This window comes from Corynebacterium riegelii (assembly GCF_016728505.1).
GTDB classification, from domain to species: Bacteria; Actinomycetota; Actinomycetes; order Mycobacteriales; family Mycobacteriaceae; genus Corynebacterium; species Corynebacterium riegelii.
Genome location: NZ_CP068159.1, coordinates 802,194 through 825,297 on the forward strand (window position 1 = coordinate 802,194; position 23,104 = coordinate 825,297).

At 60.4% G+C, this 23,104-nt stretch carries 20 protein-coding genes and 1 pseudogene; 11 read left to right on the plus strand and 10 right to left on the minus strand.

All coding sequences use genetic code 11. The features are described from left to right. From I6I71_RS03620 to recR, 3 genes are all read left to right on the plus strand, one after another. The gene (locus I6I71_RS03620; protein ID WP_201822294.1) at positions 1 to 2,058 is read left to right on the plus strand and encodes a DNA polymerase III subunit gamma and tau; all 2,058 of its coding nucleotides are present in this window, start codon (positions 1 to 3) and stop codon (positions 2,056 to 2,058) included. A gap of 51 nt (positions 2,059 to 2,109) precedes the next feature. Beyond that, positions 2,110 to 2,502 (plus strand): YbaB/EbfC family nucleoid-associated protein, encoded by a 393-nt coding sequence (locus I6I71_RS03625; RefSeq protein WP_052205582.1) that lies wholly within the window; start codon positions 2,110 to 2,112, stop codon positions 2,500 to 2,502. A 66-nt stretch (positions 2,503 to 2,568) separates the two neighbouring features. Further along, positions 2,569 to 3,195 (plus strand): recombination mediator RecR, encoded by a 627-nt coding sequence (gene recR / locus I6I71_RS03630; protein WP_052205581.1) that lies wholly within the window; start codon positions 2,569 to 2,571, stop codon positions 3,193 to 3,195. Between the two features lie 31 nt (positions 3,196 to 3,226). On the opposite strand, the gene I6I71_RS03635 is transcribed toward recR, so the two are convergent. From I6I71_RS03635 to leuA, 5 genes are all read right to left on the minus strand, one after another. Further along, positions 3,227 to 3,964, minus strand: a complete 738-nt coding sequence (locus I6I71_RS03635; protein ID WP_201822296.1) for a type 1 glutamine amidotransferase — start codon at positions 3,962 to 3,964, stop codon at positions 3,227 to 3,229. Continuing rightward, the gene (locus I6I71_RS03640) at positions 3,957 to 5,246 is read right to left on the minus strand and encodes a Mur ligase family protein (protein ID WP_201822298.1); all 1,290 of its coding nucleotides are present in this window, start codon (positions 5,244 to 5,246) and stop codon (positions 3,957 to 3,959) included. The genes I6I71_RS03635 and I6I71_RS03640 overlap by 8 nt, the downstream gene beginning before the upstream one ends. Positions 5,247 to 5,256: 10 nt before the next feature. After that, a complete protein-coding gene (locus I6I71_RS03645; RefSeq protein WP_201822300.1) occupies positions 5,257 to 6,255 on the minus strand; it encodes a DNA polymerase III subunit epsilon in 999 nt (332 codons plus the stop codon). Positions 6,256 to 6,291: 36 nt separating this feature from the next. Further along, positions 6,292 to 7,716: a hypothetical protein gene (locus I6I71_RS03650; protein WP_201822302.1), complete on the minus strand. Its 1,425-nt coding sequence runs from the start codon at positions 7,714 to 7,716 to the stop codon at positions 6,292 to 6,294. Positions 7,717 to 7,781: 65 nt separating this feature from the next. After that, positions 7,782 to 9,611: a 2-isopropylmalate synthase gene (gene leuA / locus I6I71_RS03655; RefSeq protein WP_052205576.1), complete on the minus strand. Its 1,830-nt coding sequence runs from the start codon at positions 9,609 to 9,611 to the stop codon at positions 7,782 to 7,784. A gap of 414 nt (positions 9,612 to 10,025) precedes the next feature. Here leuA and I6I71_RS03660 point away from each other — a divergent pair, with 414 nt between their 5' ends. From I6I71_RS03660 to I6I71_RS03670, 3 genes are all read left to right on the plus strand, one after another. Continuing rightward, the gene (locus I6I71_RS03660; RefSeq protein WP_201822304.1) at positions 10,026 to 11,504 is read left to right on the plus strand and encodes an HNH endonuclease signature motif containing protein; all 1,479 of its coding nucleotides are present in this window, start codon (positions 10,026 to 10,028) and stop codon (positions 11,502 to 11,504) included. A 326-nt stretch (positions 11,505 to 11,830) separates the two neighbouring features. Beyond that, complete coding sequence (locus I6I71_RS03665) at positions 11,831 to 13,201, plus strand: N-6 DNA methylase (RefSeq protein ID WP_201822314.1); 1,371 nt, start codon at positions 11,831 to 11,833, stop codon at positions 13,199 to 13,201. Between the two features lie 757 nt (positions 13,202 to 13,958). Continuing rightward, entirely contained in the window at positions 13,959 to 14,180 is a 222-nt protein-coding gene (locus I6I71_RS03670; protein ID WP_083278895.1) for a PspC domain-containing protein, read from the plus strand. On the opposite strand, the gene I6I71_RS03675 is transcribed toward I6I71_RS03670, so the two are convergent. Together I6I71_RS03675 and I6I71_RS03680 are read right to left on the minus strand one after the other, a co-directional pair. Next, positions 14,115 to 14,978 (minus strand): ABC transporter ATP-binding protein, encoded by an 864-nt coding sequence (locus I6I71_RS03675; RefSeq protein ID WP_201822316.1) that lies wholly within the window; start codon positions 14,976 to 14,978, stop codon positions 14,115 to 14,117. The genes I6I71_RS03670 and I6I71_RS03675 overlap by 66 nt on opposite strands. 78 nt (positions 14,979 to 15,056) lie before the next feature. Further along, a complete protein-coding gene (locus tag I6I71_RS03680; protein ID WP_201822318.1) occupies positions 15,057 to 15,887 on the minus strand; it encodes a DMT family transporter in 831 nt (276 codons plus the stop codon). 90 nt (positions 15,888 to 15,977) lie between these two features. Here I6I71_RS03680 and I6I71_RS03685 point away from each other — a divergent pair, with 90 nt between their 5' ends. Both I6I71_RS03685 and I6I71_RS03690 read left to right on the plus strand, forming a co-directional pair. Further along, complete coding sequence (locus tag I6I71_RS03685; protein ID WP_201822320.1) at positions 15,978 to 17,243, plus strand: aspartate kinase; 1,266 nt, start codon at positions 15,978 to 15,980, stop codon at positions 17,241 to 17,243. A 39-nt stretch (positions 17,244 to 17,282) separates the two neighbouring features. Beyond that, positions 17,283 to 18,314, plus strand: coding sequence for an aspartate-semialdehyde dehydrogenase (locus I6I71_RS03690; RefSeq protein ID WP_201822328.1), 1,032 nt, complete (start codon positions 17,283 to 17,285; stop codon positions 18,312 to 18,314). 151 nt (positions 18,315 to 18,465) lie between these two features. Here I6I71_RS03690 and I6I71_RS03695 read toward each other — a convergent pair whose 3' ends face one another. Beyond that, on the minus strand, positions 18,466 to 18,675 hold the full coding sequence (locus I6I71_RS03695; protein WP_052205570.1) for a hypothetical protein: 210 nt from the start codon (positions 18,673 to 18,675) through the stop codon (positions 18,466 to 18,468). 79 nt (positions 18,676 to 18,754) lie between these two features. Here I6I71_RS03695 and I6I71_RS03700 point away from each other — a divergent pair, with 79 nt between their 5' ends. Both I6I71_RS03700 and I6I71_RS03705 read left to right on the plus strand, forming a co-directional pair. Then, positions 18,755 to 19,066 carry a hypothetical protein gene (locus tag I6I71_RS03700; protein WP_052205569.1) on the plus strand — a complete coding sequence of 104 codons (312 nt, stop codon included), beginning with the start codon at positions 18,755 to 18,757 and terminating at the stop codon, positions 19,064 to 19,066. A 272-nt stretch (positions 19,067 to 19,338) separates the two neighbouring features. Beyond that, the gene (locus tag I6I71_RS03705; RefSeq protein WP_201823741.1) at positions 19,339 to 19,578 is read left to right on the plus strand and encodes a hypothetical protein; all 240 of its coding nucleotides are present in this window, start codon (positions 19,339 to 19,341) and stop codon (positions 19,576 to 19,578) included. Here I6I71_RS03705 and I6I71_RS03710 read toward each other — a convergent pair. Then, a pseudogene (locus I6I71_RS03710) lies at positions 19,500 to 19,775 on the minus strand (recombinase family protein). The gene I6I71_RS03705 and the pseudogene I6I71_RS03710 sit on opposite strands and share 79 nt — an antisense overlap. Positions 19,776 to 20,024: 249 nt before the next feature. Between I6I71_RS03710 and I6I71_RS03715 the strand changes: the two are divergent. After that, on the plus strand, positions 20,025 to 21,560 hold the full coding sequence (locus I6I71_RS03715; RefSeq protein ID WP_236587432.1) for a catalase: 1,536 nt from the start codon (positions 20,025 to 20,027) through the stop codon (positions 21,558 to 21,560). A 101-nt stretch (positions 21,561 to 21,661) separates the two neighbouring features. Here I6I71_RS03715 and I6I71_RS03720 read toward each other — a convergent pair whose 3' ends face one another. Beyond that, positions 21,662 to 23,104 (minus strand): YkvI family membrane protein, encoded by a 1,443-nt coding sequence (locus I6I71_RS03720; RefSeq protein ID WP_201822332.1) that lies wholly within the window; start codon positions 23,102 to 23,104, stop codon positions 21,662 to 21,664.

Here is a 23,104-nt window from a genome sequence, read left to right on the forward strand (position 1 = left end):
GTGGCTCTGTACAGGAAATATCGTCCCGCGACGTTTGGTGAGGTCATCGGCCAAGAGCAGGTGACCCGACCGCTGTCCACCGCGTTGGATAACGGGCGTATCGCGCACGCGTACTTGTTCTCTGGTCCGCGTGGTTGCGGCAAGACGTCGTCCGCGCGCATCCTTGCGCGTTCGCTGAACTGTGTGCATGGGCCGACGTCCACGCCGTGTGGTGAGTGCCCGTCGTGTGTGGCGCTGGCCCCGGGCGGCTCCGGCAACTTGGATGTGATGGAGTTGGACGCGGCGTCGCACGGCGGCGTCGAGGACATGCGTGACCTGCGCGAACGTGCGTTGTTTGCGCCGGCTGAGTCGCGCTACCGCGTGTTCATCATTGATGAGGCGCACATGGTTTCCGCGGCCGGCAACAACGCGTTGCTGAAGATTGTGGAGGAGCCGCCAGAGCACCTCATCTTCATCTTCGCCACCACGGAGCCGGAGAAAATCCTGCCCACCATCCGTTCCCGTACGCACAATTACCCGTTCCGCCTGCTCGCGCCGGCTGCGATGCGGCAGTTGCTTGAGCGCGTGGTGGCCGAAGAGGGTGTTGTGGTGGATGAGAACGTCTACCCGCTGGTTATCCGCGCGGGTGGCGGTTCGCCGCGTGACACGCTGTCCATCCTGGATCAGCTGCTCGCCGGCGCCGGCCCGAACGGTCTGACCTATGAGCTTGCCTTGCCGCTGTTGGGTGTCACGGATCTTTCGCTTATCGACGCCACCGTGGACGCCCTTGCTGCCCACGACGCCTCCACCGTTTTCCACACCATCGACGCGGTGATGGAGTCCGGCCATGAGCCACGCCGCTTCGCCCTGGATTTGCTGGACCGCTTCCGCGACCTGCTGCTGATCCGCACCGTGCCGGATGCTTTTGGGCAGTCGCTTGTGGACGCCCCGGTGGACCGCGCCGACATCCTGCGCGCCCAAGCGGAGAAGTTTTCCTCCCAACAGTTGGCGCAGCTCGCTTCCGAGGTCAACGACCGCATCGTGGACATCCGCGGCGCGACCGCCCCGCGCCTGCTGCTTGAGATCATGATGGCGCACCTGCTGACGCTGCAGCCCAGTGTTGCTTCTCCTGCTCCTTCTGCTCCTTCTGGTCCGGCGCAGTCTGGTCCGGCGCAGTCTGGTGGGGGAAGCGCTGCCGCTGCGGCCGCTGCTGCTGCCGCCGCCGTGAACCGCAACGTGCGCAGCACCTCCACCCCAGCGCCGCAGAAGCCTGCACCAGTGGAGCCGCCACAGCCAGAGCCAACTCCAGAACCCCCTCCAGCACCGCAGCCTGAGCCAACGCCTGAACCCGCACCGGCCCCAGCACCTGCCGCCCAGGCAGACACCGATGCGCTGTTTGTCAGGATTGAGGCGGATTGGACGCAGCTTCGCCAAGCAGTTGGTGGCCGCAACAAGGTTGCGGAGATCATGCTGACTGAGGCGCGCCCGCTTGGCATGGACGGCGACATGCTGGTCCTTGGTCACCACACGGGTGCGCTTGCAGAGCGCATCAACGCGGACAACAACAACGCCGACATCGCCGCTGTGCTTTCGGAGAAGTTGGATGCGAAGGTGGGGGTGCGTTGCGTCGTCGGTACGGATCCGGCCGCAGCCAACCTCAAACCTGTGGAGCGCAAGCAGGTGTGGAACCCGAACCGGGAAAGCGCGCAGGAAGCAGAGGCTGACGAACCCGACGACCCTGCCCCTGCGCCATCACCGAAGTCACCGGCTCCTGCGAAGGATGATTGGCGCGCCGCCGTCCAGGCGGCCAGCGCCCAGGCTGCGGCGAGGGCAAAGCGCGAGCGTGACGAGATCCCGCCACCGCCAGAACCCCCAGCCGATGACGAGCCGCCGTACGACCCCTGGGACGACAACACGCCACCACCTCCCGCTCCCGCCCCGGAGGAGTACACGCAGGAAGACGAAGAGCGTGACATGCAGGACCAGGCGCGTGATGAGGAAGGCACGATTGATCGCAGAGACGCAACCGCGATCGCGATGGAACTGCTGGCCAGCGAGCTAGGGGCACGCCCTTTGTAAGCGGTCTGTAGACTGGTTGCCGAATTATTGACTACAGAAAGGGTGGAACCCATGACCCAGCCGAATATGCCCGCAGACATGCAGGAACTGATCCGCCAGGCCGCCGAGGTACAGGCAGCGCTGCAGCGCGCGCAGGAAGAACTGCTCGCCGCTGAGGTTGAAGGCACCGCAGGTGGCGGCCTTGTCACCATCACCATGACCGGTGGTGCAGAGATCAAGGACCTGTCCATCAAGCCGGAGGCTGTGGACGCTGACGATGTTGAGACCCTGCAGGACCTCATCCTCGCCGCTTACCGTGACGCTCACAACAAGGCTGGCCAGCTGGCGCAGGACAAGATTGGTCCGCTGACCCAGGTTCAGGGCCAGGCTCCGCAGGGCCAGGGCGGCCCGTTCGGTGCGCAGCCGGCAGGCCCGGGCGAGGTGCCGTTCGGCGGCATCATCTAGCTCACGCTTTTCCCATAGTTGAACGCCTGGCTTCGGCCGGGCGTTTTTTCAGGATCGAGGAGTCATATGTTTGAAGGACCGCTGCAGGATCTCATTGATGAGTTTTCGCGGCTGCCGGGTGTGGGCCCGAAATCGGCGCAGCGTATCGCCTTCCACCTGCTCAAAACTGAGCCGGAAGACATTGACCGGCTACGCGCAGCACTAGCCGCGGTTCGCGACGGCGTGATGTTCTGCCGCATCTGCAACAACGTCTCACGCCAAGAAGTGTGCCGCATCTGCGCCGACTCCAGCAGGGATACATCCACGGTCTGCGTGGTTGAGGACGCCAAAGACATCCAGGTCATCGAGCGCACCGGCGAGTACTCCGGCCGCTACCACGTGCTGGGCGGCGCGCTGGATCCTTTGGCAAATGTTGGTCCGAAGGACCTGGCCATTGCGCCGCTGCTGCAGCGCATCGGCGGGGTGCTCCCAGATCTTGATGGCGCGGACGCGCCTGAGATCACCGAAGTTATCCTGGCCACCGACCCAGACACGGAAGGCGAGGCCACGTCCAGCTACATCGCGCGCCTTCTGAAGGACTTCCCGGATCTGACCGTGTCGCGCCTGGCCTCCGGCATGCCGCTGGGCGGGGACTTGGAGTTCGTGGACGAACTCACGCTCTCCCGCGCGCTCACCGGCCGCCTGAAGCTCTAGCCAGACCAACCCAAACCAAGCCAAGCCAGCGCTACTTCGCGCCGAGGCGCTCCATCCGCAAGCGATCGATCACGGGGATTTCCAGCGGCTCCAGCTCAGCAAGCTCCACGCCCAATGCTTGGGCAAGCAGCAAGTCTGCAAGCTGCGGGTTACGTGCTAGGGCGGGGCCGTGCATGTAGGTCGCGATGATGCTGCCCTGCACCACGCCCTCCACAGCGTCACCAGAACCAGAAGCATCACCACCATTACCCACACCGCGGGTGACCTTGCCCAACGCGGAGGCATCCGCGCCGAGGGTGGTTGCGCCGAGGTGGTTTTCAAACCCGGTCAGTGGCTCCGTGAGTGCACGGGTGACACCGGCGCGCGTTGGCACCGAGGCGAGTTCCCCGATGGAGCGGGTGGGGGAGGGGTGCGTTGAGACGTCGATAAGCGAAAGCCCCTGGCACTCACTCCCACCTGCATGGAAGGTGTGGCCGAGGATCTGCATGCCGGCACAGACCGCGAAGATGGGGCGACCGGCGGCGGCTGCGGCCTGCAAGCCCGGGGAGGCGGCCAGGCGCGCGGCGGCGATGATTTGTGCGGAGTCCTCGCCGCCGCCGAGCGTATAGACGTCACAATCCGCAGGCACCTCATCGCTGAGCATGATGCGGCGGATCTCCGCGTTGATGCCGCGGCGGCGGGCGCGTTCGCGCAGGACAAGCGCATTGCCGTCGTCACCATAGGTGCCCAGCACATCTGGTAGGACAAGACCGATGGTCAGGTTAGGCACGGTAGTCCTCCTCTTTTGCAAGTGCGCGGCGCAAATTCAGCAGCGCAGTGTAGTTTGCCAGCACCTCAACGCGGCCCGGGGGACACGCGCGGATCGCCTCAACCGGGTCATGGAGCAGCTCATTGTCCACGCCGCCGTAGAGCAGGCGCACCGCCAGATCCGTCGCCCGCTCACCGGACGCCTTGACGGGGATGCGGCCGAAGTTGTCAAAGGTGATGTCCCACAGCCAAGAGACGTCCTCACCGTCGCCCTGCTGGGAGTTCACGGCGATGACAATGCCCGCGGCGTCCGTATCCAGCATGGTCAGCGCCTCCTGCCAGCCGGCAGGGTTCTTGGCCAGCAGGAAGTGCACCTCGTGCTCACCAAGGTGGGCGGTGGTGTAGCGGCCGGCGACGTTGTTCACGCCCTTAGCAGCGGCAACGGCGTCCTCCAAAGAAACGCCGAAGGCCTCCACGGCACACGCCACGGCCTGGGCGGCGTTGCCACGGTTCGCGCGCCCCGGCAGCTGCAGCGACAACCCCACGGTGCGCTCCGGCGTGTGCAAGCCGTCCGCGTCCACGCTGTAGGAGGGGGTGGGGCGGCGGAACTCGCGGCCGTCTTCAAGTGGCTCGACCGCAAACCAGTCGTCCTCCGTGCGCACGATGTGCCCGCCGGAGCGTGGGTTGGTCACGGAATCACCGGTCCAGCCGGCGCCAGCGGCCACCCACACCACGTTCGGGTGATCAAAGGCAATGGAGGTAATCAGTACGTCATCGCAGTTCGCCACAATCGTGGCCTGCGGGTTTTCCTCTACGGCGGCGCGAAGCGCGCGCTCAATCTTGGTAATCTCGCCCACGCGATCCAGCTGGTCACGCGTCAAATTCAACAGCACGATCGCCTCCGGTTTGAGGCGCTTGGCCACGTGCGGCACGTGCAGCTCATCAACCTCCAGCACAATGTGGGAGGCGTCCTTGCCCGCCAGAAGTGCGGAGATAATGCCAGCGTCCATATTGTCGCCGCCATCATTGGTGGCCACCGTGTACTTAGAACGCAACGCGCTTGCCAGCATGTTGGTGGTGGTGGATTTACCGTTGGTGCCAGTCACCAGCACCGCCGGGCGACCAGCGGCGACCGTGTCCATAATGTTCGGATCAATTGCACCCGCAACCAGGCCGCCGATCATGCCGCCGGCGCCACGGCCGGTGGCCTTCGATGCTGTGGTGGCCAAACGCGCAGCACCCAACGCCAGTGAGGATCGCAGGCGGGCAAAGCGTCCTTGTGTAGAGCGCTTGTTGTCAGTCATGCAGGATAGGTTACTCTCCCGCACCCGCACTGTTGTCCGCCATTGTCTGCACGGCGGCTTCGAACTCGCTGGCAGTCAGAATTGGCACGTCTTTCCTGAAGGCGTGCATTGCTTTGCCGCGCAGCTCAACGCCCTTGGCCAACGCTTCGGACACCACTACAGATGTCTGGCGGGTGAGCTTCTCGGCGTACTTCAGCCCAGCGTCCACACCCGCGGCGATCAGCACATCGGGGTTCACGGTCACATCATCCGTCACCACAAACTCCATGCCGCGCTGCAGGCCTTCCGCAGGCGTGTACACCACACGCTCCGCGTTCCTGGCGTTCGCCGTCTGCGTGTGCCCGGCGGCGCGCGAGGAGTTACCGGCCTTCGCCGCATCCACCCGCACCTGCGAGCGCTGCAGGCCAAAACGGTCGCCGGCAAGGTCAGCCGGGTTCAGCGAGACCACCTCGCCGGCCTCTTTCAGCGCCAGGAACATGGCGATCAGGGTGCGCACACGCGCATCGCCAGACACCGGCACCACGCCGATGAGTTCCGCGACGTGCTCCAACCGTGCGTCCACAGGAATGTGGCCCTGCCTGCGCACAGTAGCCAGCACGTCCACAATCGCCTCTGGTTTTGGCACGTGCCCCACGCGTTGGCGGTGCTTATTACCACGCCCGCGCCGGGAGCGGTTCGCGCGCGCCGCAGCGTTCATCGCCCGTTTCGCCTCAGAGACGATCATGCCCCAGTCAAGGGGGGAGTCGTAGAGGACTAACGTTTTTGCGTCGATAAGCTTGTCCAGCGTGCGCAATTGCCTGGCAAAACGGGGTGCCTGCGCGAAATCGCCCACCTCAAGGCCGTGGGTGTGGCGCGGGCCCGGATCCGTGCCCGGGTTGAGCACCTGGTGGAATTCCTCGCCGATGCGCCCGGCGGCATCAAACGTGACCGCGTCAATGGTGAGCAGCCGCGCGTTGGAGGGATGGATCCCATTCGCCCGCACGGACAGCGCGACGTAGGGGTAAGTCATTCTTGCAGCGTAGCAGGGAGCTTTTGCTTGCCGACGCTACGGCGCAACCCTATACAACGGCTGATCCAACGGCACATTGCTTCGGACCTTGAACGGCCCAAAGTTCTGCTCGTGCGGGTGCTCGTTTGGCGGAGCAACCTCAGGCGCAGGTGCTGGTGCAGGCGCTTCCTCCACAGGGGCAGGTGCTGGTGCCGGAGCCGGAGCGGGCGCTGGTGCCGGAGCAGGTGCCTGGACCGGAGCTGGTGCCGGGGCCTGAACTGGGGCCTGGACCGGGGCTGGTGCGGGCGCCGGAGCCTCAACAGGAGCCGGAGCCGGTGCCTCAACAACTTGCGACGAGGGAGTCACAGGCTTGACTTCCTGCGAACTGGTGGACGGCTTCTCGCTGGAGGTTGCCGTGCTACTTTCCGGGCTGCTTTCCGCTTCGGAGGTGACTTCGGAGGTCTCTGCATGCCCGTAGTTGGCAACAACGGAGTCGCGCTCCTGCATAAACGACGAGGTCAACGCGCTCAAGCCGCCAATGGTCAAGGCCAAGGCGCCAGCCGCGGCGATCATGCCAACGGCGTGCAAGGTGCGCTTGCGTGCGCGGGACGGGGTGCCTGCGGAAGAAGCACCAGCGGCAGCCACTGCAGGTGCATCGACGTCAGTCACGGCACTTACAGCGTCATCATCCGCACTGTAGTGTTCAGCCGCAGACACGGCCGGAATCACAGACGTCTGCGCAGCCGACTCCGCCATCGGCAGCGGGCGGACCTTGCGAGTGTCCTCCAGCGGCGGGATCGGGCTAATAGCCGGGAACTCGCCGGTGTTTACAGCGCCGATAGACAGCGAGAGCACTGGCGCCCCACCGATCGGGGAGTGGTAGCCACGTGCCACCGGGACCAGGCCGCGGCGCTCCATGGAACGCAGCGTCGGCGCAACCTCTGCACCCTGCGCCGGGTCCAGCTGCGCTACCTCAACACCGTCGATGTATGCGGAAACCTCACCAGCATCATCAAAGCCAAGCGTGACCAGGATCTGCTTGCGTTCCAAGTCCTTGGCCTGCTCGGCCTCTGGGAGGTAGTCCAGCTCAATGGAATGGCCATCTGCCAGGAATGCCCACGGCTGCGCCGGCGGTTCATTCACCGGCAAGATCAAACCCGGGCGTGGAAGGCGAACAACCAGCTGCACCGAGTCGCCCGCGGTGGCACGTGCAGTAGCGTGCGGGGTCAGGCCGCTGTGGGCAAGGGAGGAAAGCTCCCAAAACTCCTGCGCATCATGCCCACTCATGGTGCCAAGCACTTCATCTTGGAACGTGATGTCAAAGCCAGTGCCGTTAGGAACCAAGGCCACGCCCAAGTCCGCCACAGCGCTGTCCCCCAGATGGCGCATGACGGCAGGCGTGAGCACGTCCACGGCCGGGACGTTTCTCACCGCACCCAGGCCGTGATCCGGAATCACGTATGCCGACAACTGCTTGTTCATAACCGCAACCTTACACGTATGTACAAATGCGCACAATGAACGTTTCGGGGTGTCCGCAGGATGGACTACACGCCACCAGTCTTGCCTTCGGTCAGGCCGCGGTTGGCCGCAGACACAATCGCCTTCAAAGACGCGCGCGTGGTCGAGCCCGCAATACCCACGCCCCATGCGTTAGTACCGTCAATATCTGCGTAAATGTAGCAGGCTGCGTCCGCATCATCGCCCGCCGTGCGGGAGCGCTGGGAGTAATCCTGCACCTCAAAATCAATGCCCAGTGACTCCAAGGCGTTGGCAAACGCCGCAATAGGACCGTTGCCGGTGCCGTTGATCTCACGCGCCTCGCCGTTGAATATAACGTTGGCCTGAATAGCGGAATCGTCCTCATCGCTAGCCGCGCCGGTAACCTCATAGTCCACCAACTCCAGTGGGGAATCCAGATCCAGGTACGTGCTGGCGAAGATGTCCCACATGTTCTTGGAGTTAACCTCGCCACCTTCTGCATCCGTGATGTTTTGCACCACAGCGGAGAATTCCGGCTGCATCGCCTTCGGCATGTTGATGCCGTGGTCCGTCTTCATGATGTAGGCCACGCCGCCCTTGCCGGACTGGGAGTTCACGCGAATCACAGCCTCGTAGGTACGGCCCACGTCCTTCGGATCCACCGGCAGGTACGGGACCTCCCACACGGTCTCACGCAGCTCCTCCCACGTGACGTCCGTGCTGGAAGCGCCCGGGTGCACCTTCTGCGCCAGGGCGTCCAGGCCCTTGTTAATAGCGTCCTGGTGCGAGCCGGAGAACGCCGTGAACACCAGCTCACCGCCGTATGGGTGGCGCTCCGGAACGCGCAGCTGGTTGCAGTACTCCACGGTCTGACGGATCTTCTCAATGTCAGAGAAATCAATCTGCGGGTCCACGCCCTGGGTCATCATGTTCAGGCCCAAGGTGACCAGGTCCACGTTGCCGGTGCGCTCACCGTTGCCAAACAGGCAGCCCTCAATACGATCCGCGCCGGCCATGTAGCCCAGCTCCGCCGCAGCCACGCCGGTGCCGCGGTCATTGTGCGGGTGCAGGGACAGGATGATGCTGTCACGCTTGGCAAAGTTGCGATGCATCCACTCAATAGAATCCGCGTACACATTCGGGGAGATCATCTCCACCGTGGACGGCAGGTTAATAATGATCGGGTTTTCCGGGGTGGCGCCCATGGTCTCTACAACCGCGTCGCACACCTCCAGCGCAAAATCCAGCTCGGTGCCGGTGAAGGACTCCGGCGAGTACTCCCAGCGCCAGTTGGTGTCCGGGTAGTCATCTGCAATGTCACGAATCAGCTCACCAGCATCCGTGGCCAGCTTCTTAATGGAGTCACGATCCTTGCGGAACACCACCTCACGCTGCAGCTTGGACGTGGAGTTGTAGAAGTGCACAATCACGTTCTTCGCGCCAGAGCATGCCTCAAACGTGCGGCGAATCAGGTGCTCACGGGCCTGCACCAGCACCTGGATGGTCACGTCATCCGGGATCATGTTGTTCTCAATGATCTCGCGCACAAAGTCAAAGTCCGTCTGGGATGCGGACGGGAAGCCGACCTCAATCTCCTTGAAGCCCATCTCAACCAGCAGATTGAACATGCGGCGCTTACGCTCCGGGCTCATCGGGTCAATCAGGGCCTGGTTGCCATCGCGCAGGTCCACCGCGCACCACTGCGGCGCAACCGTGATCTTCTTGTCTGGCCACGTGCGGTCCGGCAAGGTGATGTCCTCAACCTCTTTGGCAAACGGCAGGTAGCGGTCTACCGGCATCTGGGAGCCGCGCTGCTTGTTCCAGCTTGGCTGGCCTTCATTACGAGGGCCGTTCGGGGTGATGATTTCGCGTGGCGCAAAAATTTCGTTGCTCATGTGGGTACTCCTAAATTACGTTTCGTACGGGTCCACGGCCGGCCAACAGAAACTCCGCGACGGGGTGCCGGCCGTGTTACCTGGCCTGATTCCCGCCGCGGCGTAGAAGGAGAAGCGCCTTTTGCGACATGTGGCGTAGCTTACACCACTTCGCGCGCAGTTGTGTGTTTTACATTCGCAGTGGGGCCGTTCGTCGATGCTGTTCGAACGCCCGTTTGGCATTTTCTTATCGACGGAAAGAGCGTGTGGAATCGGTCGCTATACTGAATGCAACCGCCAGTCTGGCTGGTGAATGTACGTGTGGAAATAGTGGAATACATGCTGGTTTAGCCCTTGCACATAGAACATTTAGGCGGGTATAATTAGGGGCATAAAACAACGGGAACATAGGGAACACAACACTGGGGGTAGACCGTGGGCGAACCATACTTCCGCACACAGCGACCAGAAGATCCACTAAGCGCAGTCAGCCAACGCTTCCGCGATGGCTACTGGGAGGTCTTCGGTCACTTCGCCACACCTGGGACAAGCATTGCTATTGATGATTTCGATCTGGAAGTAGTCGCCATCAAGCAAGCAACCGGCTGGGGCAAAGGTGAAATAGAGCAAGCGATCTTCTCGCACGCACGCCTGCAACATTTGCCGAAACTACGGGCACTCCAAGCCGAGACCCGTGTGATGGATCTGCAGCACCTGCGTGCCATTGACAATGTTCTTGCTGAACTCGGCCCAGACATCGCCGAGGAAGCCTACGGTCAATTTGATGCAATGTTGACGCTCACGTTCACCCCAACACGAGCTGGGCAACTCACCCCACAAACCGCAACGATTACCCGGCGTATCCGGGAAATGATTAAACGGATTGACCCAACGTGCGCCTACAACCCGAAGCGGCGCAAGCAGCGTATCGCCCAAGCACATGCTGCTGATGACACAGTCTCGTTTGAGCAGTCTGCACAGTCCGGGACTGTGAAAACGTTGGTGACGTTAGCGACGAATCCGTTAACTGCACAGGTAGTACGCGAGCATGTGTTGGCTACCGCTCGTGAACACAAAACATCGATGGCAGATGCGATGGTGAAACTACTGTCCGGGGAGATCACCCCAACGAAAACCACCCTGCACGTGTTCGTACCAAAAGGTCGTGAAGCTGGTGGGCCAGCCTACGTCCCAGGGGTAGGCGCCTTGACCCCAGAGGCAACCGTGGCACTCGATGACCTCCTAGCATCAGCGAAAATCACCGAAGTCGACATGGAACAAGAACTCCAGGCACACACGGATAGTTACACCCCAACCGAAGCAATGCGACGCGTGGTCTGTGCCCGTCACACCCACTGTGTGTTCCCGGGGTGTACGATGCCTTCGCGGTTATGCCAGTTGGATCACCGCATCGCGTTTAACCAGGGAGGCAAAACCACACCGAGTAACTTGTTTCCGTTGTGCCAGAAGCATCACAATTTGAAAACCGATAAGCGCGGCTTCTACGTCCCGGATCCTGATACCGGTGAAATCTTGTGGTTATTTTCCAACGGCACGTATGAAACCTGCATGCCGGATGGCTTGATTGACTACAACACTCAAGCGGCGGCCCCACGATGGAAGAGCAACCTTGAGCAAGTGTGTGCTCGTCGCAGTACTGTGGCGCAGTTTTACGCCAAAGGCCACAAAATCCTTGATGATTTTGACCACCACCACAACCTGGACCAAGCCGACGCGCAAATCAAAACACTGGAGGAAGAATACGGCCTTCACTTCCTCATCAAGGCGGTACTTCCGGAGCCGTTGCCAAAAGAACCCGATTATTCCGAACCACCCTTCCCAGACCCAGAGTATGACTACGGGTGGCCGGAAAACTACGACCCAGCAGAACTACTCGACACCCGACCCCAATAAGAAAAAGAGGCCATTTTTCCGAAGCGGTGGAGAAGACTCCCCCAACTAGCCAGAAACGTTAACCGGATGCTTGGCTCACCAGAGGGTTTTGCTCCAGGCACGGGTTGTCAACTAAGTCCTAACTTCAGACAGCGGGCGTGGACGTAGGTAGCAAAATTGGAACAATCTGCCCTAATTAAAAGCGTCTTGAGGTCGCAGTTGGCTCCAATGCGGGAGCGAAACGTCAGCTGTGCTGATATAGATTGGTCGATGGCTGCAGGGTTGCACTGTGCTGCCTTCGTTAGCCACTCGTTAGCTAAAAGGTTAGCTAAAAGGAGGTGCTGCAGGTGGGAGAAGAAGGGCAGGCAATTGAAGGACGGGAAATCCTGTTCGCGCTGTGGCGGTCCCTAGAGGAACTTGAGAAGGAAGGAGAAGGGGCAGATCTGATAGATTGCGCCCTCACTTTGCTCGCGCTCCGGGCCGTCCTAGAGCGTACAGATCCGCTGGCATGGGAGAAACTGAGCCATGACAGGGCGGTTGAGCAGGACAGCAAGATTAGATCGCTGAAACTCGCTGTCCTAGGCGCTAAAACTGCCAGAAAAGATAAAAATAACAATGATTGGGCCTCTCCAGACTTAGTGGCCCACTTAGTCTCTGCTGTATCCGATCCTAGGATCGGGGAGACTCCCCAGTCCACAATCTCCTTTGTAGCTGCCTACCAATTCCTCCTCGAAAAGTCTTCCCAATACTTGCAGCCCGACTTCTTAGGCCCCCCTCCACCCGCTTATGTCTGCAACCTCATCGCGGAGTTGCTTCGTCCATGCCAAGGATCGGCTTACGATCCATGCGCTAGATCAGGACAACTGCTACTAGAGCTTGACGGGCACCAGCAAGCCGTAGGCCTGCACGGAGAACGCTTACGGCTTTATGGCCAGGAAAACAATCCTAAGCGGTGGCAGCAAGCACATGAGCAAGCTCTGATCCGTGGCACCAACATCGATTTGGGAAAGGGGCCATTAGACGACCTGTTCGGAAATTACCTTAATGACGGGTTGGGGCTAGGGGGATGGTGGTTTCGACGAGAGCTTCATCCGGGACTGAAGTGCGATTTTGCGGTCTGCTATCCTCCTTCCTCTTTTATCGACTATGGGCTTGAGTATGTCCTACTGGACTCACGCTGGGAATTTGGGCCAGGAATCCCCGACCCCGCAGATTTTGCGTGGTTGCAGTTGGCTCTCCATCATTTAGTTCCAGGTGGCACGGCTGCAGTTGTGCTCTCTGCAGACACCCTTTCCAGTGATGAGCCAGAGCTCGCCCGCGTACGGCGGAATATGGTCGGCGAAGGGATCGTCCGATGCATCATTAGCTTGCCGTCGGCCCCGCAGTCTAATCACGCTAGTCCGACCGCATTGTGGGTGTGCACCCAGAAAGGCCCGGAGAGTTCAGTGGGCAGCATCGATCCACTCACTCAAGAAGTGCTACTGATTGACCTTGACAATGGGAAATTGCTTAACGAGAGCGCAACAGGAAAATTCGGAGAGGATATTGTCCTCCCTCAAAGAGTGGCTGATCTATACCATCGATGGGTTGAAAATTCATCCATTAACCCCAAAAATGAAGTTGCAGCTACGAGCATGAGTGTCTCCATAGCAGAGCTTTTGGGAAGTGGTGGAAATCTAGCTCCCGCCCATTGGCTTTCACAATACTCGACACGCTAGATGTGTTAGGAGAGCCAACCCCCTGCACGGTACCTGGTCACGCTCATGCAGCTGAGGAAGTCAGGAGGACCGACAGTGACCCGTCTAGCTAATTCGTCCACATTCTTGATGATCAAGTTGTCCCTCAGCAGCGGGCCTCAGCGTCTTCCACGTGAGATGTGTTGAGCGTCTCGCCGAACACTACGGCGGCCGAATCAGCAACACTGACACCACCGTCCGTGCCATCAAAGAAGCAGCCCAACGAGAAGGACTCATTGAGTAAATATCGGCAGAAAGGCAACCGCTAAAAGGCCCAGCTTTACGTAGCTGGGCCTTTTAGCGGTTGTCTAGGGCTTTTTAGTCGCCCTTCCTGTGGGAACGTACATGCGACAGATACATTAACGGTCCTATCAGAGGAATTAACACTAGAAAGGGCACTATCCAAACATCCGACCACCGTTTGTTAGGCTGCCTAAAAAATACAATCACGCTGACAGCTAATAGCACCACAGCCGCTAACGTGAGCAACATAAAAACATAATCCACCGGAGATGGTTCTAATGGAGAGGCCCCATCGCTTCTCAGAGCAGTTAACTGCATTTGTGAAATTTTACATCCACCCCTGATCAATCACATTACCGTTGCCATCTCCAACCACGCCCTGCGTAGCGTTCTTAGTGCTCCAGCTGATCTGTCCCCACGGCGACGGTACACCACGCTTCACCTCTACAGCACAGAGAAATGTAGCATTACCATCATTTGAGTACAGTTGCGCATCATGTTCCCACAAAATAAATGGCATCGATCTCAAAAAGATAAATGCATAGCAGGGGTCTGTGCCGGGGTAGCTGAAGTATATGAAACCTCTGCAAATACCGTCAGGATTATTTACGTAATCGCTACGCTCTGCGGAGTTCCCATGGTTGCCGTCTACCTACTGCAATGGCTCATCTACCCAAAGCGATACAACCGAGTGCTGGTCCGCCCACTGCAAGATTGAAAGCGTGTCGCGCTGGAGGTGGGAGGTGGTGATGGTTACGTGGCCGTCGGCAAGATGCGTGGCAGTACCCGGCAAATCAGGCAACCCAGACAAAGCAGGCACGCCACCCCCAAGCCCGAACGAGATTGCAGAGGGCACCGTCTCCGTCAGTTGGGCAGGGGTGCCTTCTACCTCGATGTTTCCGCGGTGCATGATGGCGATGCGGTGGCAAAGAAACTCTGCTTCTTCCAGGTAGTGGGTGGTCAGCACCATGGTCACCCCGGCGTTGTTGAGCGCTTTGAGCAGTCCCCACACGTGCCGGCGGGATTCGGGGTCCAGGCCGGTTGTGGGCTCATCAAGAAACACCAAGGTTGGGTTGCCCACCAGGGCACATGCGAGGTCGAGGCGCCGCTGCTCGCCGCCGGAGAGTGAGCCGACTTTGACGTCGCTGCGGTGCTCAAGCTGGACGCGGCGCAGCACCTCATCAGTGGGCAGCGGTGCGGAGCACGTGCCCGCCCACATAGTTACTGTCTCTTCAACGGTCAGTGCCTGGGGCAGGCCGCCGGATTGCAGCATGATCCCGGTGTACGGGCGCACGCTGGCACGGCCGCTGACCGGATCGTGCCCCAGCACTCGCACGGTGCCTTCGCTAGGTTCGGCCAGGCCCTCCATCACTTCCAAGGTGGACGTTTTGCCCGCGCCGTTGGTTCCCAGCAGCCCGTAGACCTCGCCGGGGGCAACGTGCAGGCTGATGCCATCAACTGCGGTGAAGTCGCCGTAGCGGCGCTTCAGCCCTGTAACTTCGATTGCTTTTTCCATGCCTCCAACTCTGCCCACAGCAGGTTGTTGCTGGTAGAGGCGTTTGTCACCAATCAAACATGACAAATGTCACCAGGATTACCGCACGCTGGCACGCGTGAGCATCGCCGCGCTTATGAGCATGATGCTTATCGACGCCCCCGTTGCCGCCCACCCCGCCCCCGAAGTAACCCGAAACGTTTCCCCAAGGAGAAAGATGCCGAGTGTAAACGCCACGATCGGCTCCACCACTTTCGCAGCCGGCAGCGAGGTGCCCAGGTTGCCTGCGGCGAAGGCGTATTGCTGCACGATCGTGCCCGCCGTGGCGGCCAGCAGCATCGCCCACAGCTGCCAGGAGGTGAGCAGGCCCATGATGCCGCCGGTGACAAAGTCGTCCACGGCCACTTTGGAAAACAGGGCTTGGTAGCCAAACAGGGCGCCGCAGCTTATGCCGTAGGTGAGGGATTGGGTTGCGGTGGGGCGTCGATAAGCAAAAGCGAAAGCTCCCGCAACCACCGCAACCGCTGAGATGACCACGATGACCCACTCCCAGGCAAGCGGCTCGCGCGTGCCGGCAAGCGGGCGGCCGAGCAGCACAACCCCGGCCACGCTGATGGTCAGCAACGCACCCCAAAACGCCTCCTCCGGGTGCATGCGGCGATGCTCCTGGCGTGCCGAAAACAGCAAGGTGAGCATCAGCGACAGGGCGAGCACAGGCTGGACCACCAGCAAGGATCCGAACGCTAACGCCGCAGCTTGGAAGGCATATGCAAGGAATGCCACCCCCATCGAGGCCCACCATGCCGGCCGACGCATCGAGCGAAGCGGGGAGACACCCGCGCGCATGATGCGGTGGCGCCACACGGTACCTGCGGCCATCGTCGCGGCTGAGATCAGCGCGAGGATTGCAGACAGGTAAATATTGTGCACAGTGAATGATATTAATGCGGGTGTTCCGGCTGTGGATTTGAGACGCTATTCTTGTATGTCGGAATGCACGCGGACCCGTGGGAGGTACGGATGGCCCTGATCGTTCAGAAATACGGCGGATCGTCGCTAGAAAGCGCCGAGCGTATTCGCGCCGTGGCTCAGCGTGTGGTGGCTACCAAACGCGCGGGCAACGACGTGGTTGTCGTCTGCTCCGCAATGGGCGACACCACCGATGAACTTCTAGACTTGGCAGCGCAGGTCAACCCAACCCCACCCGCTCGCGAGATGGACATGCTGCTCACCGCCGGTGAACGCATCTCCAACTCCCTTGTGGCCATGGCAGTTGCCGCACAAGGTGAGGCCGTGCAGTCCTTCACCGGCTCCCAAGCCGGCGTGATCACCACTGAGCGCCACGGCAACGCCCGCATTATTGAGGTCACGCCGGGCCGCGTCAAGGAAGCCATTGACCAAGGCAACATTGCCATCGTCGCCGGCTTCCAGGGTGTCAACCGTGACACCAAGGACGTGACCACCCTTGGCCGCGGCGGCTCCGACACTACCGCAGTAGCGTTGGCGGCAGCACTAGGTGCGGACGAATGCGAGATCTACTCCGACGTAGACGGCGTCTACACCGCAGACCCGCGCATCGTCCCGGACGCCCGCAAGCTGGACAAGCTCTGCTTCGAAGAGATGCTGGAACTGGCCGCGTCCGGCTCGAAGATTTTGGTCCTGCGCAGCGTTGAATACGCGCGCGCCTGGAACGTGCCCATGCGAGTACGTTCCTCTTACAGCAACGACCCCGGCACCCTTGTCGCCGGAGCATTGGAGGATATCCCTGTGGAAGAAGCAGTATTGACCGGTGTAGCCACCGACAACGCGGAGGCAAAGATCACCATCCTGGGCATCCAGGACACGCCAGGGGAAGCCGCCAAGGTGTTCCGCGCGCTGGCAGACGCAGAGATCAACATTGACATGGTGCTGCAGAACATCTCCTCCATTGAGAACAACAAAACGGACATCACCTTCACCCTGCCCAAGGCAGACGGTGCGCGCGCCATGGAGATGCTCGGCGCCATGAAGGACGCCGAAGGCTGGGACGATATCACCTACAACGACCAGATTGGCAAGGTCTCCCTGGTTGGCGCCGGCATGAAGTCCCACCCGGGTGTCACCGCAGACTTCACCGAGGCGCTGCGTGACTCCGGCATCAACATTGACATGATCACCACCTCTGAAATCCGCATCACCGCAGTGGTGGACCAGGACGAGCTGGCAGAGGCCGCACGCGCCATCCACAGCAAGTTCGAGCTAGGCGGCGAAGAAGCCGCAATTGTCTACGCAGGTACCGGCCGCTAAACAGGCCGCTAAACAGGCCGCTAAAGGAGATTTCACGTTATGACCACCGTTGCTGTAGTTGGCGCCACCGGCCAGGTTGGCCAGGTAATGCGCTCCATCTTGGAGGACCGTTCCTTCCCATGTGACCGCGTTCGTTTCTTCGCCTCGCCCCGTTCCGCGGGCAAGGTGCTTCAGTTCCGCGACGCCCCCGTTGAGGTTGAAGACCTGACCAAGGTCACCGAAGAGTCCGTTGCGGACGTGGATATCGCCCTGTTCTCCGCAGGCGGAACCACCTCGCGCGAGTGGGCTCCCGTCTTTGCAGCCGCCGGCGCGAAGGTTGTGGACAACTCCTCTGCATGGCGCAAGGACGACGAGGTCCCCCTGATCGTTTCCGAGGTCAACCCGGCGGACGCCAAGGCGCTGCCGAAGGGCATCATTGCCAACCCGAACTGCACCACGATGGCGATTATGCCCGTGGTCAAGGCGCTGCACGACACTGCCGGCTTGGTTTCCTTGCGCGTGGCTTCCTACCAGGCGGTTTCCGGCTCCGGTGTCGCTGGCGTCCAGGCGCTCGCGGACCAGGTTGCAGAAATCGGCGTGCGCAACACGGAGCTCGCCGCTGACGGTTCGCAGCTTTCGCCGGCCAACCTCGGCCCGTACGTCGCACCGATCGCCTACAACGCATTGCCGCTTGCGGGCAGCCTGCTTGACGACGGCACCCACGAAACCGACGAAGAACAAAAACTCCGCAACGAATCGCGCAAGATTCTTGGCCTGCCAGAGCTGAAGGTGTCGGGCACCTGCGTGCGCGTCCCGGTGTTCACAGGCCACACGATGGTGGTACACGCCGAGTTTTCCGAGGCAATCACGCCCGAGCAGGCAACCGAGGTGCTTTCGGGCGCGCCGGGTGTGGAGGTTGTTGAGGTGCCGACGCCGCTTGAGGCCACCGGCAAGGACGTCTCCCTAGTGGGGCGCATCCGCCAGGACCAGGTTGTGGACGGCAACCGCGGCCTCATTTTCGTCGTCTCCGGCGACAACCTGCGTAAGGGTGCGGCGCTGAACACGGTCCAGATCGCCGAGCTCCTGGTCTAGCTATTGGTCTAGCTAATGGTCTAGCCCGCGGTTCCGGCCGCGGGCTTTTCATGCGAGCCTCTACCAACAGGGCCGACACGACGAATTATCGTGCCCCAACATCGCACGGCGAAGCGTCGCCATTAACGCTTTTGATTTATGAAAAAGGCCGCTATTCAGAAGTTGGTTTCCGGCTATCTTGCTCGATTGCCGCCAGTGGAAGAAGTAAAGAATAGATCGCCTGAATGGGATCAAATTCGTTTCCCGCTTCAATCCCGGCAAGCTGAGACTCGGCCCAATTCTTCATTCGCGGGGAATCCATTTCTTTCAGGGGACCCTCTAGAGTCTTCGTCAGGAGCCAGTGGAAATTCTCTGTGTTCACGCGGTTTCCAATCTGTTGCAGTGACTTGTGTTGTGTGTCAACTATTGCACAGCATTGAGACTTGTGCCACTATTTGCACATGGATAAGAAAACTAAGAAGAAAACTAAGACAGTCATTGCCGCGACCATTATCGCCGGAGCAGCGCTAGCCGGTCTGTCAATGCAACCAGCTTCAGCCGCCACTTCCCGAACTGTGGTCAATGAAGGAAATGCAGGCGGGGCAGCCCCGTACATTGCCTGGCGGGAGGTTTATAGCCTCTACAACAGCAAGCAAGAATGCGAGTACTGGCGCAGCGTTCGAGCTGAAGGAGACGAGGATCACCACTACTGGTGCGAGCTCACGGACACTAATACCTGGGCGCTCATGTACCGCATCAGCTTCCGTCCCTAGACGCTTGGGTTGCATCTGCTTGGTTAGGGCGCTGCGCGAGCGACCTTCGTAGCGGGTGCTGGGATCCCTAGGCACGGATCAGTTTCACTGCTTCGTCTTTCCGGTCTCTACGACGCACGTGGCCGGACTTTGCCTGCTTGAGTACAAGAAATCCTCTGTGGCTGTCTACGGGCACAGCGCTAGGGTGGAGCAACCGAGCTGGTCAACGCTAAAAAATGGGCGAGATACAGCGCCAGGAGCGCACTGGGCGAAGCCGCGGAACATACCTCCGCATGGCGCTGTGGGCCGCACTGCCGAAACTTGAAAAGATCCACTGGGATCATGTTGCCGCCGACTACGAGCCCCTAGCGATCAAAGATGCATCCGAGGAAATCACGCTCGGTTTCATGGAACAGGCACTCCAAGAAGATCGCGAGCGCGACAAAAAGACTAATCAGCTAGTGCTCGGTAGATCGTTGATCGGTGGACACCTAGCCGCCGCGCTTTTCGCCGCGGCGATCCCCTCTGCTTGACGCTCTCGAATAATCTCCCGCTCGAACTCCGCCAACGAGCCAAGAATGCCAAGCATCAGATCAGAGCGCGGATCACTCCCCGCTCCAAACACCAACGACTCTTTGACAAACCGAACCTGCGCGCCTTAATCGACGGCCGCATCAACAATGCACCGCAGATCCACCACCGACCGGGCAAGCCGGTCAATGCTCGCCACAACGAGAACGTCACCCGCACGGAGATAATCCAAGCAGGCACCCTAACCACCTAGAATTAAACCAGTCCAATTTTCGAAGGCTAGTTCATTCCTGCCGCGGGCTTTTTCATGCGAACCTCTACCAACAGACCCCAAGTGTGCTCTGCACTTCGGCGCAGGCTCTGGAAAATCTATAGGGTTGATGGGTACACGCATTCGATAACGCTGTAGAGGAGAAAAGCATTGACGGAGAAGAGTAGGGCGGAAGAGATCGTCGCAAGGGGCGAGCGTCCCGCTGGCAAGGGTCAGACCACCCAGCTGGGTGGGCAGCCGGTTGCGTCGGAGAACATTTCGATCACCCAGGGGCGTCAGGGAGCCAATGTGCTCAATGACATCCATCTGATTGAAAAACTAGCCCACTTCAACAGGGAAAACGTTCCGGAGCGTATCCCGCACGCCAAGGGGCACGGCGCCTTCGGCGAGCTGCACATTACGGAAGACGTGTCCAAGTACACGAAGGCGAAGCTGTTCCAGCCGGGCACTGTTACCCCGATGGCGGCTCGTTTTTCCACAGTGGCTGGTGAGGCTGGCTCGCCGGACACCTGGCGTGACGTTCACGGCTTCGCGCTGCGTTTTTACACCGAGGACGGCAATTACGACATCGTGGGCAACAACACGCCGACGTTCTTCCTGCGTGACGGCATGAAGTTCCCTGATTTTATTCACTCTCAGAAGCGTCAGCCGAACTCGGGCTTGCGTGATGATGAGATGCAGTGGGATTTCTGGACCCGCACCCCGGAAACCGCGCACCAGGTGACCTACCTGTTGGGTGATCGCGGCACCCCGAAGACCTCGCGTCACCAGGACGGCTTCGGTTCCCACACCTTCCAGTGGATTAATGAAGAGGGCACCCCGGTGTGGGTGAAGTACCACTTCAAGACCCGCCAGGGCTGGGAGTGCTTTACCGACGAGGAAGCTACCGAGAAGGCCGGTACCGATCCGGACTTCCAGCGCGCTGACCTGTTCAACGCCATCGAGACCGGCGACTTCCCTGTTTGGGACGTCAAGGTGCAGATCATGCCGTTCGAAGAGGCGAAGGATTACCGTTTTAACCCATTCGATCTGACCAAGACCTGGTCCCAGAAGGACTACCCGCTGATCCCGGTCGGCTACTTCGTGTTGAACCGTAACCCGAAGAACTTCCACGCCCAGATTGAGCAGTTGGCGCTTGACCCGGCGAACCTGGTTCCGGGTGTGGGTCTGTCACCGGACCGTATGCTGCAGGCACGCGTCTTCGCGTACGCTGACCAGCAGCGCTACCGTATCGGCACGAACTACAAGGATCTGCCGGTCAACCGCCCGATCAACGATGTGAACACGTATGCGGAGCGTGGTTCCATGGCGTACTTCTTCAACGAGGAGAACGAGCCGAACTACTCGCCGAACCGCACCGGCAAGGGCGCCGGCTACCTGGACAATGGCGAGGATTCCTCCTCCAACTTCACCGACTACGGCCAGGCGGAGAACCTCTACGTCAACCCGGACCCGCACGGCACCGACCTGGTGCGCGCGGCGTACGTGAAGCATGCTGAGGATGATGACTTCGTCCAGGCCCGTACGCTCTACCGCGACGTGTTCGATGATGGTGAGAAGGAGCGCTTCGTCCACAACATCACCAACAAGATGTTGGCAATCAAGAACAAGGACGTCGAGGAGCGCGTCTACGCCTACTGGGGCAACGTAGATGCGGACCTAGAGGTGAAGGTGCGCGAGTCGCTGGCGAAGAAGCGCGCCGACGCCCAGTAGCGCCGACGCCCAGTAAAACGTTTGCAGCTACTTACACCCGGCTACCAGCGATTTTTTCGCTTGGTAGCCGGGTGTAAGTAGCTGCATTTAGCGTTTATGCCCTACAGGCGCGTCTGGCCGCCTTCCTCCTCTTCGGCTGCTGCCTCGGCGGCCTCCTCAGCGTCGGCGGCGATGAGCTCGTCGATGGATTTGTCGTTCCACGGCTCATCGGGCTCGCGCTCGTACTCTTCGTGAGTGACCGGCTCGGTGTAGGAGACGTAGACAACGGGGTCGGAGTCGCGGTCTTCGTGGCTGAAGTCGACGTCGTCGTCGTCAAGAAGCTCTTGTGCCACTTCCTCCTCCAGAGCTTCCGACAGCTCCTCGTCATCAACCACGGACATGGACGTGACGTGCTCCAGCTCGCGCTGGTCGTTCTTGGTAAAGCGCTCGCGCGGGTCCATCTTCAGGCGCGTCAGTTCGAGTGCGCGGCGGCGTCGGTCGCCTTCCTTGCGCAACTTCGGTGCGCCGCGCAGCCACGCGACGGTGACAACGGCGATGAGCAGGACGCCCAAGTAGCCCAGGATCGGGTAGACAACGCTGACCAGTTCCTTAAAGCCCACAAAGGACAGGACGAAGCCGATGAGGCAGGCGGAGATGAAGATGAGGCGGAAGCGGTTTTCGCGGCCGCGGGCGAGGCGCTTGCCCAGGGCGAAGAACATGCCCAGGGAGGTGGCGAAGATCATGCCGAAGATGACCAGGGCCATGATGAGACCAAGCGTTGGGTGCACCTCATTGATCAGGGAGAGCAGCGGCATGTCTTCGCCGGAGACGGTCTCAATCTTCACCAGCAGGGAGATGGACAAAAGAAGCAGCATGATCAGGTAGCCCATGCCGCCGAAGAGGCCGCCGAGGCCGGCTGCGCGGGTGTCCAGCTGGTTGCCGCCAATCACGGTTGCCATGGAGGCAACGCAGATGACGTTGAGGCCGGTGTAGTTCAGCGCACCGATCCACCAGTTAGGCAGGGTGGTGTCTACGTTTTGTGCCACGTATGCGTTGAGCGCACCCCAGTCCGGGTGGGCGTTGATCAGGGTCCAGCCACAGCCGAAGATGACCATGATCAACAGCACTGGGGTGAGTGCGCCGATGGCGCCGGTGACTTTGTCCACGTCGAGCATGCCCACGCCGAGGGTGGCAACCAGCATGATGACGGCGCCGATCCAGACGGGTATGCCGAATTGCTGGTTGAGGTTGGCGCCTGCACCGGCGAACATGACAAAGCCGATGGAGAACAGGGTGACAATGGTGGCGATGTCAAGCACCCAGGACATGATCTTGGATGAGATGCCGCCGAAGACTTCCATGTGTTCGTCGGCCTGGAAGTAGGAGCCGAGTTGCAGGATGGTCACGCCGGCGATGATCATCAGTGCGGATGACAAGACGGCGCCCCAGATGCCTTGGGTGCCAAATGCAGCGAAGTACAAAAGTGCTTCCTGGCCGGAGGCGAAGCCTGCGCCGACCAGGGTGCCAATGAAAGCAAAAGAAATAATTGTTGCGGTTCTGAGCAT

Bases quoted from the DNA above. Each gene is read 5' to 3' on its own strand.
- I6I71_RS03625 (WP_052205582.1), top strand. From the start codon at position 2,110: ATGACCCAGCCGAATATGCCCGCAGACATGCAGGAACTGATCCGCCAG.
- recR (WP_052205581.1), top strand. From the start codon at position 2,569: ATGTTTGAAGGACCGCTGCAGGATCTCATTGATGAGTTTTCGCGGCTG.
- I6I71_RS03640 (WP_201822298.1), bottom strand. From the start codon at position 5,246: ATGACTGACAACAAGCGCTCTACACAAGGACGCTTTGCCCGCCTGCGA.
- I6I71_RS03645 (WP_201822300.1), bottom strand. From the start codon at position 6,255: ATGACTTACCCCTACGTCGCGCTGTCCGTGCGGGCGAATGGGATCCAT.
- I6I71_RS03650 (WP_201822302.1), bottom strand. From the start codon at position 7,716: ATGAACAAGCAGTTGTCGGCATACGTGATTCCGGATCACGGCCTGGGT.
- leuA (WP_052205576.1), bottom strand. From the start codon at position 9,611: ATGAGCAACGAAATTTTTGCGCCACGCGAAATCATCACCCCGAACGGC.
- I6I71_RS03670 (WP_083278895.1), top strand. From the start codon at position 13,959: ATGTTCCCACAAAATAAATGGCATCGATCTCAAAAAGATAAATGCATA.
- I6I71_RS03675 (WP_201822316.1), bottom strand. From the start codon at position 14,978: ATGGAAAAAGCAATCGAAGTTACAGGGCTGAAGCGCCGCTACGGCGAC.
- I6I71_RS03685 (WP_201822320.1), top strand. From the start codon at position 15,978: ATGGCCCTGATCGTTCAGAAATACGGCGGATCGTCGCTAGAAAGCGCC.
- I6I71_RS03690 (WP_201822328.1), top strand. From the start codon at position 17,283: ATGACCACCGTTGCTGTAGTTGGCGCCACCGGCCAGGTTGGCCAGGTA.
- I6I71_RS03700 (WP_052205569.1), top strand. From the start codon at position 18,755: ATGGATAAGAAAACTAAGAAGAAAACTAAGACAGTCATTGCCGCGACC.
- I6I71_RS03705 (WP_201823741.1), top strand. From the start codon at position 19,339: ATGGCGCTGTGGGCCGCACTGCCGAAACTTGAAAAGATCCACTGGGAT.
- I6I71_RS03720 (WP_201822332.1), bottom strand. From the start codon at position 23,104: ATGCTCAGAACCGCAACAATTATTTCTTTTGCTTTCATTGGCACCCTG.